Origin of the sequence: Streptomyces sp. ST2-7A (assembly GCF_021390475.1) — a bacterium.
In the GTDB taxonomy this organism is placed as follows: domain Bacteria; phylum Actinomycetota; class Actinomycetes; order Streptomycetales; family Streptomycetaceae; genus Streptomyces.
Genome location: NZ_JAJUWS010000013.1, coordinates 62,092 through 75,845, shown reverse-complemented (window position 1 = coordinate 75,845; position 13,754 = coordinate 62,092). Strand labels below are relative to the sequence as shown.

Genomic DNA, 13,754 nt, shown 5'->3' with positions numbered 1-13,754 from the left:
ACCGGAGGCCGGGCCGGGACGGAGGCCGGGCCGGGCCGGGGTCCGGGCCGGGACGGGGTCCGGGCCGGGGTCCGGACGGGGTACCGGGCGGAAGCGGGACCGGGATTTCCCGGAACGCCTCCGAAAACATCGACGCGGGCCGGGGAGCACCCGGGAACATCCGAAGGGCCCGGTGCGCCGGGCCCTTCGATCCCCTCCTGCTTCCCCCGATGCCCGGTACGACCCGCGACCACACGAAAGGGTTGCACAACAGAGCGTATTTCTTTGGGGAAAGTTTCTCACCCATGGCGACAGGGCGGTCGCACGGGGGCATGGGGACCCGAAACGGGCGCGCTCCACCCCGGCGCACCCCGGCCCGTGCCGGTGCGCGGGCCGGGGCACCCACCCGGGGCGGTCCGTCCGTCGGGGGACGGCCCGCCCCGACCGGTGGTCCGGTGCCGGTCCACGGTCCGGTGCCGGACCGGCTCAGATCGCCGCCCGGAACCGCTCCACCGTCTCGGCCAGCAGTTCGCGGCCGTCGCGGGCCCAGAGCTCCTCGTTGAACAGCTCCACCTCGATCGGCCCGGTGTACCCGGTCGCGTCCACCCGCTCGCGGAACCAGCGCATGTCCACGCAGCCGTCGCCCACCTGGCCCCGGCCGTTGAGCACACCGGCCGGCAGCGGGGTGATCCAGTCCGCCAACTGGAAGGTGTGGATCCGGCCCTCGGCACCGGCCCGGGCGATGCCGTCGGCCACCCGGTCGTCCCACCACAGGTGGTAGGTGTCCACGGTGACCCCGACCGTCTCGGCCGGGAACGGCGCGGCCAGCTCCAGCGCCTGGTCCAGCGTGGAGACCACGCACCGGTCGGAGGCGAACATCGGGTGCAACGGCTCGATCGCCAACCGCACCCCGCGCTCCGCCGCGTACGGCACCAGCTCGGCCAGCGCCTCGCCGATCCGGCCCCGGGCCGCGACCAGCGCTTCGCCGTCCCGGCTGCCCTCCGGCAGACCGCCGGAGACCAGCACCAGGGTGTCGGTGCCCAGCGCCACCGCCTCGTCGATCGCCGCCCGGTTGTCCTCCAGCGCCCGGGCGCGCCCCGCCGCGTCTTCGGCGGTCAGGAACCCGCCCCGGCACAGCGTGCTGACGGACAGTCCGGCCTCGCGCACCAGCTTCGCCGACGCCTCCAGGCCGTACGCGGCGACCGGCTCGCGCCACAGCCCGACCCGGCCCACGCCCAGCTCCCCGCACGCCTCGACCAGTTCGGGCAGGGAGAGCTGCTTGACCGTCATCTGGTTGATGGAGAAACGCTCCGGGGCGCTCATCGGGGACCTCCGTCGAAGCCGTGCACCGCCAGCAGGCGCCGCATCCGGTCCTCGGCCAGGGTCGGGTCCGGGAACAGGCCCAGACCGTCGGCCAGCCGGTAGGCGCGCACCAGGTGCGGCAGCGAGCGCGCCGACTGCAGGCCGCCCACCATCGTGAAGTGCTCCTGGTGGCCCGCGAGCCAGGCCAGGAACACCACGCCGGTCTTGTAGAAGCGGGTCGGCGCCTCGAACAGGTGCCGGGACAGTTCCACCGTCGGGTCCAGGATCTCCCGGAAGCCCTCGGTGTCACCGGTGTCCAGTACCCGCACCGCCTGCGCGGCCAACGGCCCCAGCGGGTCGAAGATGCCCAGCAGCGCGTGGCTGAAGCCCTGCTCGTCGCCGGCGATCAGCTCGGGGTAGTTGAAGTCGTCACCGGTGTAGCAGCGCACGCCGTTCGGCAGCCGGCGGCGCAGCTCGACCTCGCGCCGGGCGTCCAGCAGCGAGATCTTGATGCCGTCCACCTTGTCGGGGTGTTCGGTGATGATCGACAGGAAGGTCTCGGTGGCCTCGTCCAGGTCGGAGCTGCCCCAGTAACCCTCCAGCGCCGGGTCGAACATCGGGCCCAGCCAGTGCAGGATGACCGGCTCGGACGCCTGTCGCAGCAGCCGTCCGTACAGGTCCCGGTAGTCGTCGGGGGTGCGGGCGGTGGCGGCCAGCGCGCGGGAGGCCATGACGATCGCCCGCGAGCCCACCCCCTCCACCAGCTCCAACTGCTCCTCGTAGGCGGCCCGCACCTCGTCGACACCGGCGACCGGGCCGGTGAGCTGGTCGGTGCCCACGCCACAGGCGATGGTGCCGCCCACGGCCTTCGCCTCCGCCGCCGAACGGCGGATCAGCTCGGCGGCGCCGGCCCAGTCCAGGCCCATGCCGCGCTGGGCGGTGTCCATCGCCTCGGCCACGCCCAGGCCGTGCGACCACAGGTGGCGGCGGAAGGCGAGGGTGGCGTCCCAGTCCACGGCGGCCGGGCCGTCGGGGGTGGTGTCGACGAACGGGTCGGCCACCACGTGCGCGGCCGAGTAGACCGTGCGGGAGGCCGGCGGCCCGCCGGCCGGGGCGAGCGACGCGGGTTCGGTGCGCGGCTCGTAGGGGTGCGGGGCCCCGTCGGGGCCGGGCAGCAGAATCGTCACGGGGTCCGTCCTCGAAGGCGATGGGCGCGGGGTGCGGCGGGTCCGTGGACCGGGGCCGGGATCACAGGGTCAGCTCGGGAACGTCCAGGCGCCGGCCCTCGGCGGCCGAGCGCAGGCCCAGCTCGGCGAGCTGCACTCCCCGGGCGCCGGCCAGCAGGTCCCAGGTGTAGGGCTCGTCGCACACCACGTGGCGCAGGAACAGCTCCCACTGGGCCTTGAAGCCGTTGTCGAACTCCGTGTTGTCCGGCACGTCCTGCCAGCCGTCGCGGAACCGCTCGGTGACCGGCAGGTCCGGGTTCCACACCGGCTTCGGGGTGAGCGCGCGGTGCTGGACCCGGCAGTTGCGCAGACCGGCGACGGCCGAGCCCTCCGTGCCGTCCACCTGGAACTCCACCAGCTCGTCGCGGTTGACCCGCACCGCCCAGGAGGAGTTGATCTGCGCGACGATCCCGCCCTCGAGCCGGAACAGGCCGTAGGCGGCGTCGTCGGCGGTCGCGGCGTAGGGCTTGCCCTGCTCGTCGCGGCGCTCGGGGATGTGGGTGGTGGTCAGCGCCTGCACGCTCTCCACCCGACCGAACAGCTCGCTGAGCACGTACTCCCAGTGCGGGAACATGTCGACGGTGATGCCGCCGCCGTCCTCGGCACGGTAGTTCCACGACGGGCGCTGGGCCTCCTGCCAGTCGCCCTCGAAGACCCAGTAGCCGAACTCCCCGCGCACCGACAGGATGCGGCCGAAGAAGCCGCCGTCGATGAGCCGCTTGAGCTTGAGCAGGCCGGGGAGGAAGAGCTTGTCCTGCACCACGCCGTGCTTGATGCCGGCGGCGGCGGCCTGCCGGGCCAGGTCGAGGGCGCCCTCCAGGCCGGTGGCGGTGGGCTTCTCGGTGTAGATGTGCTTGCCGGCGGCGATGGCCTTCCGGATCGCCTCCTCGCGGGCGAGGGTGACCTGGGCGTCGAAGTAGATGTCGATCGAGTCGTCGGCCAGGACGGCCTCGAGGTCGGTGGAGACGGCGGTCTCCGGGTCCAGCCCGTGGGTGACGGCGAGCGCCCTCAGGGCGTGCGCGCGGCGGCCGACGAGGATCGGCTCGGGCCAGATGACCCGGCCGTCGCCCAGGTCCACGCCGCCCTGTTCGCGGATGGCGAGGATCGAGCGGACCAGGTGCTGTCGGTAGCCCATGCGTCCGGTCACGCCGTTCATCGCGATCCGGACGACCTTGCGGTCCTTGGCCGCCTGCGTCATGAGGGTGTCCCTTTCAGTGGTGGTTCGGTGCCGGCGCGGCCGTGCCCCGCCGGGGTGGTCGGCGCGGGGCGCCGGGGTGGTGCACGGGGATGTGCGGGTTCCGGGGGGTTCCCGGGGTCCGGGGTCGACCGCGCCCGGAGGCGGGGGCCCGGACGTCGTTCCCCGTCCGTGTCCCCGCCCCGATGCGGCCGCCCGGTGATCGCCCCACCGGACAACCGCATCGTAGTAAGCGCTTTCTACTCCGGGGAAAAGCTAACCTGCCCCCAGCGCCCTGGCAAGGGCGCGTCCGCTTTCTTTCAGCCGGAGGGCAAGGCATGGCAGTGACGCTGGCCGACGTGGCGGCCCGCGCGGGGGTCTCCGCCGCGACCGTCTCCCGGGTGCTCAACGGGAACTATCCGGTCGCGGGCACCACCCGCAGCCGGGTGCTGCGGGCCGTGGAGGAGCTGGAATACGTCGTCAACGGCCCCGCCAGCTCGCTGGCCGCCGCCACCTCCGACCTCGTCGGGGTGCTGGTCAACGACATCGCGGACCCCTTCTTCGGGATCATCGCCGGGGGCGTGCAGTCCAAGATCGCGCCGGTGGACGTCCCCGACGCGCGCGGGCGCAAACTGGCCGTCGTCTGCACCACCGGTGGCTCCCCCGAACAGGAGCTGACCTACCTCACCCTGCTCCAGCGCCAACGCGCCGCGGCCGTCATCCTCACCGGCGGCGCGGTCGAGGACCCCGCCCACCAGGTCGCCCTCGCCGCCGCGCTGCGCCGCATAGAACGCGCCGGGGCCAGGGTGGTGCTGTGCGGGAGGCCCCCGCTCGACCCGCCGGTGCGGACCGAGGGGGCCGACGACACCGCACCGCCGACCGCCGGTGGGCCCGGGGGCGCCGAGGTCCCTCTCCCGCACCCCGCCGAACTGCCGCACCCCGCCTGCCTGGCCTTCGACAACCGGGGCGGAGCACGAGCCCTCACCGAACACCTGATCTCCCTGGGCCACCGGGAGATCGGCTACCTCGCCGGCCCCGCCGAACGCACCACCACCCGGCACCGGATCGAGGGCCACCGGGCGGCCCTGGAGGCGGCCGGACTCGCGGAGGGGATCGGGGACCGCGTCGTGCACGGCCGCTTCGACCGGGACTCCGGCTACGAGGGCGCCCGTGAACTGCTGCGCCGGATGCCCGGACTGACCGCCGTCGCCGCCGCCAACGACACCGTCGCGCTGGGGGCCTGCGCCGCGCTGCGGGAGGTCGGTCTGCGGGTGCCGGAGGACGTCTCCGTCACCGGTTTCGACGACCTGCCGTTCGCCGCCGAGGCCGCGCCGGCGCTGACCACCGTCCGACTACCGCTGCACGAGGCGGGCGCCCGGGCCGGATTGCTCGCGCTGGGGGTGGAGGAACCGCCGCCGGGCGGTGTGGCCGTCATCGACGCGGAGTTGCGGGTGCGCGCCTCCACCGCGCCGCCGCCCTCCGGTCCGCGCCCGGCGCGGGCCGGCTGACCGGGCGGGCGGGCGCCGGGGCGCCGGGGCGCCGGGGCGCCGGGGCGCCGGGGCGCCGGTGGGGAGTACCGGGTGGCCGGCGGCGACGGTCGGGGGCGCGGAGTGGGAGGCGCGGAGAGAGTCCGGCGTCGCGGGGGTACCGGGCACCGGATGCCCCTCCCGGAAGGCGGGACCGACGCCGTACGCTGCGGCCATGACCACCACCGGCGCCCCCGACCCCGTGCCCGGACCTCCTCCGTCGACGCCCCTGGCCACCGGGCCGCTCGGCATCGCGCTGCTGGACTTCGCCCGGACCCCGGAACACCGGCCGCCGACCGACCACGCCCTCACCTACGTCCTCACCGCGCTGTGGCACGGCGACCGGTTGCTGCTGGTACTCGAACGGGAGCGGGGCTGCTGGGAGTTGCCCGGCGGCGGCATCGACCCCGGCGAGACCCCGCGCACGGCGGCGGCCCGCGAGGTACGGGAGGAGACCGGGCTGGTCGTGGCCGCCGACGACCTGCGGTTCGTCGGCTTCCCGTACACCACGCTGGTCGGGCACCCGCCCTCGCGCGGGGCGCTGTTCACCGCCGCGATCGCCGATCCCGGGGCGCTCGGAGCGGTGCCCTTCGCGCCGAACGACGAGATCGCCGCCACCCTCTGGTGGGACGGCACCACCCCGCCGCCGGGCGGACGACTCCAGACCGTGGACCTCCACCTCGCCGCCCTCACCCGGGAGTGATGCCCGGCCCGGCCATGCGAGACGAGAGACCGAAGGCGCGTACGCCGGGGATCAGGAACCGGTGGCACCACCCGTGACACCGGCCAGGAACACGCCCCATGCCTCGCGGGGAGTCCGAATGGCCCCTCGTACCGTGTCCTTGCTGTCCCGCACCGCGACGTGGGTTCCGTCCACGTCCCGCATCTCCACGCACTGACCACCATTGTCGGCGCTGTGGCTGGACTTCCGCCACGCACCGTCGGCCCCTCCGGATCGGGTCATCGGGTTTCCACCACTTCTTCCCTCAGCTCACGCGCGTAGCGCGTGAGCAGTTCCATCGACTGCCGCGAGGAAAGGGCCGAGGCCCGTAGTTGGTCAAAGGCCCTCCGGTACCTCTCGACACTCGCATCCTCCTCCAGGTACAGAGTGCCGTCCAGGTAGTCGATGGACACGATGTCCAGTTCCAGCGGATCCGGATAGCCATGGATGGCGAAAGCCCCATCGAGACCGGCGTGCCACCCTTCCCCGAACGGGATGACCTGGATGGTCACCTCCGGCGGCCGAGCCCTTTCCCGAAGCGCTTCCAACTGCGAGGCCAGAACCTCGGGTCCACCGACCCGTCGGCGGAGAACCGCCTCGTCCAACACACAGACGAATCCCGGAGCCGGACTCCGGGCGAAGATGCCCTGTCGGGCCATGCGCATCTCAACCCACTTCGAGATCTCGGCTTCACCGGCGTCCCGCTCGGCTCCCCGGATGACCCGACGGGCGTACTCGGGAGTCTGTAGCAAGCCGGGAATCAGAAAGGGCTGGTAGACGTGGATCCGCACCGCATCGTCCTCCAGGTCCAACCTCTCCTGAAAGTTCTCGTCGAGATCCTGGCCGCACTGGTGCCACCACCCCTTCCTTCGCCCCTGTCGCGCCAGCTCGACCAGAGCCGCGACAGTGGCTCGATCGGTGACGCCGTACAGATCGAGCAGAGCCTCAACTTCGAGACGGCGAACATTCATGCGCCCGTTCTCGATGCGGGAGAGCTTGGGCTTGTCACCATCGATGCGTTGCGCCGCCTCCTCCATCGACACCCCTGCCGCCAGGCGGAGCCGCCTGAGGACAGCCCCGAGGCGCTTGCGACGGACGGTGGGACGGGTCCGGGGGACCATCACGAACGCACTCCTTCATGGGTGAGGCTCGACTGACACCGGCTCAGTCGGACACGCCGACGCTACCAAGCGCCACCTCTCCGATGTCATGAAACAACATTGTTCTTCGGGCATGTTGTTTTTCGGCACCCTTGAGGGCACTCTGTTCCCATGACACAGAGCGGTCAATCGGTAACCCAAAGTTCTTCCTTGTCCGACTTCGGGTCGCGAGGCGACGGCGCGCCCCTCACCTCCACACCCGAGAAAGCCTCAGCCGGGACGGTGCCGTACTCATGCGCGACAACCGCGTCCCCGGAAGTGGTGCGACGCCTACGGGAGGAGGTCGCGTCCCTGGTCCGGGGATGGGGTGGTTGCCCCGACGCCGTGGCACTGGTGCGACTGGGCGTTTCGGAACTGATCACGAATGTGATCAAGCATGTCGAGGATCCGAGGTGTCGCTTGGAGGTTCACCACCTCGGAAACGAAGTCCGGGTACGGCTGTTCGACAGGTGTCGTGAGGTTCCCGCGGTGACGATCCCCGCGTGGAGTGCCGAAGGCGGGCGGGGCCTGCTCCTGCTTCGGGACATGACCACCAGCCTGGGCTACACCTGCGTGCCCGGAGGAAAGTGGGTCTGGTTCACCGTGCCCATGGAGCCCGTCGGGCAATCATGAGCGATGAGGCGGAGCGGACACCATCCAGTCCTTCGGATGCCTCATCGCATGTGCGGCAGGCTTTCTTTTCGACTCGGGCACCGCTTCCCGACCCCTGATCACGGAGGCGGGGCCGCGGAACATTCACCCTTCCGCGCCTCTCTGAGGGTGACCGTCGGGGAGAGAACCACGCGGGCGCGCACGTTGCAGGAGGCGCAGTTCGCGGTGATGGAAGCTCTCACCGACCTCCTGGCGCGCGATCCCGAGGGTGCGTCGCAAGGGGTTCTGATGGCCAAGCGCGCCTTCTCCGAGGGCACCGTGCGCCACGCGCTGGAGAGCGGGCGGATGTGGCGGACGGTCGTGGTGGTACTCGGCGATCCGGTCCCGGTGGGGATCAGGAAAACCCGCTGGTGGTGAGTTCCGCGCCCACGTCGCCGGTGGGGCGCGGGCGCCCGGAGGCGGGTACCCCGAGTCAGCCGGTGCCGGTGTGGTGGAGGGCGAGGAGGTCGCGGACCTCCGGGGAGACGGGGTGGTGGTCGTCGTCCGGGGCGGCCCAGACGGCGGCGTCGTGTTCGGCGAGCCGGAGGTCCCCGTCCGGGGCGACGCGCACCGTGAAGGTGAACTGACGGGTCGCCCGCCCGCTCCCCGAGCGGTAATCGAACGTGCCGAGGTACTCCTCGACGGCGGTGACGGTCAGTCCGGTCTCCTCCCTCACCTCCCGACGCAGCGCGTCGAGCGGGTTCTCGCCCGCTTCCACGCGTCCCGAGGGGAGTTCCCACAGGCCGGGGAGGTGGTCCTCATCGGCCCGGCGGCGCAGGAGGAGAACACGCCCCTCGTCGTCGGCGACAACGGCACCGACCACGTGTCGCTCGACACCGTCCCGCCGGGCGGCCCCGGTCAACTCGTCCATCAGGTCGGCATCCACGAGAAGCGACACGGGATTCGCGTCCTTTCGGCCGGGGACGGCGCCCGCCCCGGGCACCCCGGCCAGGATAGGGCCGTCACGCGCGGGTGGCCGGGTCCGGCGAACGAGCCCATCCGTTCGGCCCCTCCGGACGGAGCGTCGCCGAGCCGCGGGGCCGCCGCCGTCGGGTGACGGGACCGGAGCCCTCGGGCCGGTTCCCTTCGCGCCGAACGACGAGATCGCCGCCGCCCTCCGGTGGGACGACCCCGCCCCGCCGCCGGGCGGCCCGCTCCGGACCGTCGACCTCCACCTCGCCGCCCTCAGCCGGGGGCGGGAACTCCCTCCGCGGTGACGGGTCGGCGGGTCGGGGGGCGTCCGGCGGCGACGGCCATCGCGTCGTGGCCGTACCACCGGGCCATGGAGCGCAGGTCCCCGGCGTGCCGCAGGGCCGCGTCCCGGGCCCGCTGCGCCTCTCCGTCGGGCAGGTGTGTCGCGGCGGTGGTGCCACGGGAGTCCCGTTGCAGTTCGGTGGTGCGCGGCAGGCGCAGGGACTCGTAGCGACGCAGGGCCTCCGGGACGCCTGCGCGGTCGACCCGGGACAGGCACACCGCGAGTGTCAGGGCGTCCTCGACGGCCTGGTTGGCGCCCTGGGCCAGGAACGGCAGCATCGGGTGGGCGGCGTCGCCGAGCAGCGTGACCCGGTCGGAGGACCAGGCCGCGAGCGGTTTCCGGTCGTACAGGGACCACCGACCGGTGCGGGCGGCGGCGGCGAAGAGGGCCGAGACGGTGTCGTTCCAGCCCCGGTAGGCGGCGGCGAGTTCGGCCGGTTCCCCCTCGGTCGTCCACGACTCCGGCTCCGCCTCCCCCACCGGCACGGTGGCGACGAAGCTCAACCACCGCCCCCCGGAGACCGGATAGCAGACGCAGTGCCGGCCGGGCCCGAACCACAGCGTGACGCGCGGGGGGTCCGCCGCCTCCGGAACCCGCTCGACGGGTACCAGACCCCGATGGACGACGTGGCCGGAGAACACCGGCGCGTCGCGCACCAGCGTGCCCCGCACCACCGATCGGATGCCGTCCGCGCCGACCACCGCGTCCGCCCGGTGCCCGGTGCCGTCGGCGAACCACAACAGGGCCCCGTCCGGCAGGGACTCCACCCCCACCACACTCCGTCCCCTCCGCACCCGGTCCCCCGCCACGCCGGAGAGCGCCTCGTGCAGGTCGGCACGGTGCACCGTGAGGTAGGGCGCCCCGTACAGGCGCGCGCATTCCTCACCGAGCGGCAGGCGGGAGAGCAACGCGTCGTTCTCCCAGCGGCGGATCTCGCGGGCCACGGGGCGCACCGCCCGCTCGCGCAGGCGCGGAGCGAGACCGAGCCGGTGGAGCAGGCGCACCGCGTTCGGCGCCAGTTGCAGCCCGGCGCCCACCGGGGAGAACTCCCCGGCCCGCTCGAAGACCGTGCACGGCACGCCGACCCGGGCGAGCGCCGCCGCCAGCGTCAGACCGCCGATGCCGGCACCGACGACGGCGACCCGGGGACGACCCGGGTCCCCGGGGGCCGGTGCCTCACTGCTCGCGGCAGAACTCATCGATGGGGTACCCCACGTGCCGGTCGGCGGTCGGGAGGTGGCCCAGGATCCGGTCACCCGGACGCAGTTCGGTGCTGTTGAGCACCGCGCCGGCGGGACCCAGCACCCTGACGTGCCAGTCGTCCTGGAGGATGAGGTTGACCTCCTGCCCGTTCGGGGCCTTCGCGTCGACGGAGATCAGCGGGCGCGTCTCGATCTTCACCCGGCCCACGGTGACGACCCGGGTCTCGCCCTTGACGTTGACCGCGAGAACCCTGCTGCCCGACCTCAACTCGCTGAGGTAGCTGGTACGGCCGTGATCGGAGATGGTGTAGGAGTGGATGGCCCCGGCGTTGACCCGGAAGGGCCGGGTGGGCATGTACGGAAGCGGGTGGGTCTCGCTGACGCACAGCATCATGCCCTTGGAGTGCGAGCCGACCAGGATGCCCTCGTCCTTGCCGAGGTAGGAGCAGGTGTCCACGCAGGCGCGCTCCCCCATGCCGATGTGGGCGGTGGCCGTCACCTCCAGTTCCACCAGGTCGATCTCGCCGGTCCGGCTGGTGGCCGCTCTCTTCAGCGCGGTGGCCGCGCCGGGGGCGTGCGCGGTCAGCAACACCCCGTCGGAGCCGTGCTCCAGACAGCCGAGAACGACCTCGGCCTCCTCGATGTCCCCGGCGAGGGTGACGACGGCGCCGGAGGCGTCCGCCGCCGCGGCGATGACGATCTCCAGGGGGATCTTCGTGGGGTCCCGGAAGTGCAGGACGCTCCACCGCTCGGTGCGGGCGGCGCGGATGGCCTCGTCCAGGCTCTCGGCGTCGGTGATCTCCACGAAACGACCGAACTCGATCCCGGGGTGTGTCGCGGCGGCCTCGGCCCGCTTGCCGGGCCCCCCGGGGAGGATGACGAGTTCCGCGGGTCCGGGGTCGGCCGGAACCTCCCCGTCCTCGGGGATCAGCACCTTTTTGACGGTGGGTGGCACGTCGAGGAGATCGGCCGGGTCGGAGGCCACGAGGCCGTCGATGCGCTGATGCGCCGCCTCCTCGACGATCGCCTCCCGGGCGGCTCCCGCCGCCCGGATGTCAAGCCAACACAGCTTTGTTGTACTCACTGCCCCGCCCTTCCATCACATGGTCGATGTTCTCCGTGGGGAGACCGTGGACCAGACCGGCCACCCGGGCCGTCATGGCCCGGGGGTCGGGGGCCCGGAAGATGTTCCGTCCCATGGCGATACCGGCGGCGCCGCCGAGCAGGGCGCCGCGAACGAAGTCCGCCACCTCGGCCTCGCTGTCGCGGGGCGGTCCGCCCGCGCAGAGCAGGGGAATGGGGCAGGCGGCGGTCACGTCGAGCATCTCGGCCGGGGTGTGGGCGCAGGGGGCCTTGACCATGTCCGCGCCGAGATCGGCGGCCAGGGTGACGGCGTGCGCGACGAGGTCGGCGTCCCGGGGATCGGTGATCCGCGGCCCGCGCGGGTACATCATGGCCAGCAACGGCAGGTTCCACCGATCGCACAGGTCGGCGACCCGACCCAGGTCGGCGAGTTGTCGGCGCTCGTCCGAGGAGCCCATGTTGACGTGGACGCTGACCGCGTCGGCTCCCCAGCGCAGCGCGTCCTCCACGCCCGTGACCATGTATTTCGCGTCCGGGTCCGGGGCGTGGGCGGTGCTGGCGTTGAGGTGGACGATGAGCGACATGTCGGCGAGCCGGGCGGGGTGGATGTGTCGCAGACTGCCCTTGTGCACGACGACCGCGTCCGCGCCGCCCTCGGCGAGTCGACCGCAGAGCCGATCGATCGTGCTGCCCCGCGGCACGACGGGACCGTCGCTGAGGGAGTGGTCGAGTGGGACGACCAGCAGGCGCTCGGGATGATGGTGGTGGAGCCGGCTCAATCGCAGTGCCCGGGCGAAGTGATGGTGCGTGATCATGTCGTTCCCTTCCACGATGAGCCGTTGTCCGGCTTTCCCCCGGTGCGGGAGCGCAGGCCTGCCCTGTCGGGCTTGCCCCGCTCGGTGAGTGGCAGCACCTCCCGGAACGTGATCTCCGTCGGGGTGTGCAGGGGTGAGAGCGTCGTGCCGACCAGGGAGCGCAGCTCGTCCGCGGTGGGCGCCGCACCGGGGCGCGGCACGACGATGGCGTGCACGTACTCGGTCAGGTCCTCGGCCCGTACGCCGTACACGACCGCCTGCGCCACACCGGGGTGGGTGAGCAGGGCCTGTTCGACCGCCGTGGGGTGGATCTTCAGACCCCCGCTCTTGATGACCTGGCCCACCCGGCCGTCCAGGTGGAGGTAGCCGTACACGTCCCAGTGGCCGAGGTCCCCGGTACGGAGCCCGGTCTCCTCCGGATCCGGCCCGGTCGGCCAGGTCGGCGCCGGATCGGAGAGGTAACCGTCCATCACCGTGGGGGCCTCGACGACGACCTCGCCGGTTTCGCCGCGCGGGACCTCCGCACCGGTGTCGGGATCGCGTATCACGACCCGGACCCATGGGAACGGACGGCCGACGCTCGACAGGAGTTCCGGTTCCCGGTGGTCCAGGGGCGTCAGACCACTGATCCCACCGGCCTCGGTGGTGCCGTAGAGCTGGATGAGACAGTCGCCGAACACCCGGTGGGCCTCGGCGATCCTGCGGGGTGAGGCGGGGGTGCCGCTGTAGACGACGCGACGCAGCCGGGACAGGTCGGTGTCCGGCAGTGCCGGGTGGTCGATCAGCGCGTAGAGGTGGGGAACCGCCAGATAGGCGTCGGTGATCGTTCCGCTTCCGAAGGCCCGCAGCACCTCCCCGGGGTCGAACCCCTCGTGCAGGACGGCACGGCCACCGTCGCACAGCACCGCGTCGACCATGGAGCCGACCGTGTGGGCGAGGGGGGTGACCACGAGGATTCCCGTCCGTTCCCCCGGCTCGGTGCCGCCGGGGAAGGAATTCACGATGGCGTTCCAGGTCGCGAAGGACTGCACGATGCCCTTGGGTTCCCCGGTGCTGCCGCTGGTGAACGCCACCACGGCGCGGCGGGCGGGATCGTGGGCGGGGAGGTCACCGGGTCGGACGAGTCCGTCGTCCCCGGAGGTCGCCGTGCCGGGGGCGCGGGTGCCCACGCCGACCAGCCGGAGCGGACCGGGGGCGCGTCGGACCAGTTCGGCGGCCTGTTCGGCGTGTCCGGCGTCCGTCACCAGCACCGTCGCCCCGGTCTCCGCCAGGACGCGCAGTCGGGTGTCCGTGGAGAGGGTGACGGTGTCGGATCGGGGGTTGGTCGCGCGGATGTGGACCACGCAGGCCCCGAGCAGGTGCGCTGCCCAGCGGGCGGCGGGCATCGCCGGATGGTTCGGCTCGGTGAGGACGGCGACCGTCGTGCCGGGGCCGGTGCCCACCCGTCGCAGCGTGGCCGCCAGGGCGCAGACCTCCCGGGCGAGGGACGCCCCGTCCGAGGACTCCCGGGGCGTGCGCAGCACCTCGTCACCGGGGCGCCGGGAGAGCCGCCACAGGAGACGGAGGACGTAGTGCTCGTGCCGGGCCCAGGCGTCCGGTACATCGGCTATCGGAAATGTCACGGCCATCCGTTCCGGGCGAGAGCCGACAGGTCCTGTGGTGCCCGCGCGGGTGTGTCACC

14 protein-coding genes are annotated in these 13,754 nt (G+C 72.7%); 4 read left to right on the top strand and 10 right to left on the bottom strand.

Annotated elements, in window-relative coordinates; genetic code table 11:
- Positions 1-465 precede the first annotated feature (465 nt).
- From LZF96_RS10540 to LZF96_RS10530, 3 genes are all read right to left on the bottom strand, one after another.
- Entirely contained in the window at positions 466-1,302 is an 837-nt protein-coding gene (locus tag LZF96_RS10540) for a sugar phosphate isomerase/epimerase (RefSeq protein ID WP_233869300.1), read from the bottom strand.
- Positions 1,299-2,468: a dihydrodipicolinate synthase family protein gene (locus LZF96_RS10535; RefSeq protein WP_233869297.1), complete on the bottom strand. Its 1,170-nt coding sequence runs from the start codon at positions 2,466-2,468 to the stop codon at positions 1,299-1,301. Before LZF96_RS10535 ends, LZF96_RS10540 begins: the two co-directional genes overlap by 4 nt.
- Before the next feature lie 61 nt (positions 2,469-2,529).
- Complete coding sequence (locus LZF96_RS10530; RefSeq protein WP_233869294.1) at positions 2,530-3,705, bottom strand: Gfo/Idh/MocA family protein; 1,176 nt, start codon at positions 3,703-3,705, stop codon at positions 2,530-2,532.
- A 314-nt stretch (positions 3,706-4,019) separates the two neighbouring features.
- On the opposite strand from LZF96_RS10530, the gene LZF96_RS10525 reads away from it, so the two are divergent.
- Both LZF96_RS10525 and LZF96_RS10520 read left to right on the top strand, forming a co-directional pair.
- Positions 4,020-5,189: a LacI family DNA-binding transcriptional regulator gene (locus tag LZF96_RS10525; protein WP_233869291.1), complete on the top strand. Its 1,170-nt coding sequence runs from the start codon at positions 4,020-4,022 to the stop codon at positions 5,187-5,189.
- Between the two features lie 193 nt (positions 5,190-5,382).
- Complete coding sequence (locus tag LZF96_RS10520; protein ID WP_233869288.1) at positions 5,383-5,910, top strand: NUDIX hydrolase; 528 nt, start codon at positions 5,383-5,385, stop codon at positions 5,908-5,910.
- Positions 5,911-5,961: 51 nt separating this feature from the next.
- On the opposite strand, the gene LZF96_RS10515 is transcribed toward LZF96_RS10520, so the two are convergent.
- Both LZF96_RS10515 and LZF96_RS10510 read right to left on the bottom strand, forming a co-directional pair.
- Entirely contained in the window at positions 5,962-6,171 is a 210-nt protein-coding gene (locus tag LZF96_RS10515; protein WP_233869285.1) for a DUF397 domain-containing protein, read from the bottom strand.
- A complete protein-coding gene (locus LZF96_RS10510; RefSeq protein WP_233869282.1) occupies positions 6,168-7,049 on the bottom strand; it encodes a helix-turn-helix transcriptional regulator in 882 nt (293 codons plus the stop codon). The genes LZF96_RS10515 and LZF96_RS10510 overlap by 4 nt, the downstream gene beginning before the upstream one ends.
- 261 nt (positions 7,050-7,310) lie before the next feature.
- Between LZF96_RS10510 and LZF96_RS10505 the strand changes: the two genes are divergently transcribed.
- On the top strand, positions 7,311-7,700 hold the full coding sequence (locus LZF96_RS10505; protein WP_374203188.1) for an ATP-binding protein: 390 nt from the start codon (positions 7,311-7,313) through the stop codon (positions 7,698-7,700).
- 183 nt (positions 7,701-7,883) lie between these two features.
- The gene (locus tag LZF96_RS10500; protein ID WP_233869276.1) at positions 7,884-8,096 is read left to right on the top strand and encodes a hypothetical protein; all 213 of its coding nucleotides are present in this window, start codon (positions 7,884-7,886) and stop codon (positions 8,094-8,096) included.
- Positions 8,097-8,151: 55 nt separating this feature from the next.
- On the opposite strand, the gene LZF96_RS10495 is transcribed toward LZF96_RS10500, so the two are convergent.
- The 5 genes from LZF96_RS10495 to LZF96_RS10475 all read right to left on the bottom strand — a co-directional run bounded on the left by LZF96_RS10495 (position 8,152) and on the right by LZF96_RS10475 (position 13,695).
- Positions 8,152-8,616 (bottom strand): NUDIX hydrolase, encoded by a 465-nt coding sequence (locus LZF96_RS10495; RefSeq protein WP_233869273.1) that lies wholly within the window; start codon positions 8,614-8,616, stop codon positions 8,152-8,154.
- 287 nt (positions 8,617-8,903) lie between these two features.
- A complete protein-coding gene (locus tag LZF96_RS10490; protein WP_233869269.1) occupies positions 8,904-10,172 on the bottom strand; it encodes an FAD-dependent monooxygenase in 1,269 nt (422 codons plus the stop codon).
- Positions 10,150-11,259, bottom strand: a complete 1,110-nt coding sequence (locus LZF96_RS10485) for a 3-dehydroquinate synthase II (protein ID WP_233869266.1) — start codon at positions 11,257-11,259, stop codon at positions 10,150-10,152. Before LZF96_RS10485 ends, LZF96_RS10490 begins: the two co-directional genes overlap by 23 nt.
- Positions 11,231-12,073 carry a 2-amino-3,7-dideoxy-D-threo-hept-6-ulosonate synthase gene (locus tag LZF96_RS10480; protein WP_233869263.1) on the bottom strand — a complete coding sequence of 281 codons (843 nt, stop codon included), beginning with the start codon at positions 12,071-12,073 and terminating at the stop codon, positions 11,231-11,233. The genes LZF96_RS10485 and LZF96_RS10480 overlap by 29 nt, the downstream gene beginning before the upstream one ends.
- A complete protein-coding gene (locus LZF96_RS10475) occupies positions 12,070-13,695 on the bottom strand; it encodes a class I adenylate-forming enzyme family protein (protein WP_233869260.1) in 1,626 nt (541 codons plus the stop codon). The genes LZF96_RS10480 and LZF96_RS10475 overlap by 4 nt, the downstream gene beginning before the upstream one ends.
- Positions 13,696-13,754 lie beyond the last annotated feature (59 nt).

What these genes read in the sequence shown, in the direction of transcription:
- LZF96_RS10515 (WP_233869285.1), bottom strand. Translation starts at nt 6,171, where the DNA reads ATGACCCGATCCGGAGGGGCCGACGGTGCGTGGCGGAAGTCCAGCCAC.
- LZF96_RS10480 (WP_233869263.1), bottom strand. Translation starts at nt 12,073, where the DNA reads ATGATCACGCACCATCACTTCGCCCGGGCACTGCGATTGAGCCGGCTC.
- LZF96_RS10510 (WP_233869282.1), bottom strand. Translation starts at nt 7,049, where the DNA reads ATGGTCCCCCGGACCCGTCCCACCGTCCGTCGCAAGCGCCTCGGGGCT.
- LZF96_RS10530 (WP_233869294.1), bottom strand. Translation starts at nt 3,705, where the DNA reads ATGACGCAGGCGGCCAAGGACCGCAAGGTCGTCCGGATCGCGATGAAC.
- LZF96_RS10490 (WP_233869269.1), bottom strand. Translation starts at nt 10,172, where the DNA reads ATGAGTTCTGCCGCGAGCAGTGAGGCACCGGCCCCCGGGGACCCGGGT.
- LZF96_RS10540 (WP_233869300.1), bottom strand. Translation starts at nt 1,302, where the DNA reads ATGAGCGCCCCGGAGCGTTTCTCCATCAACCAGATGACGGTCAAGCAG.
- LZF96_RS10525 (WP_233869291.1), top strand. Translation starts at nt 4,020, where the DNA reads ATGGCAGTGACGCTGGCCGACGTGGCGGCCCGCGCGGGGGTCTCCGCC.
- LZF96_RS10520 (WP_233869288.1), top strand. Translation starts at nt 5,383, where the DNA reads ATGACCACCACCGGCGCCCCCGACCCCGTGCCCGGACCTCCTCCGTCG.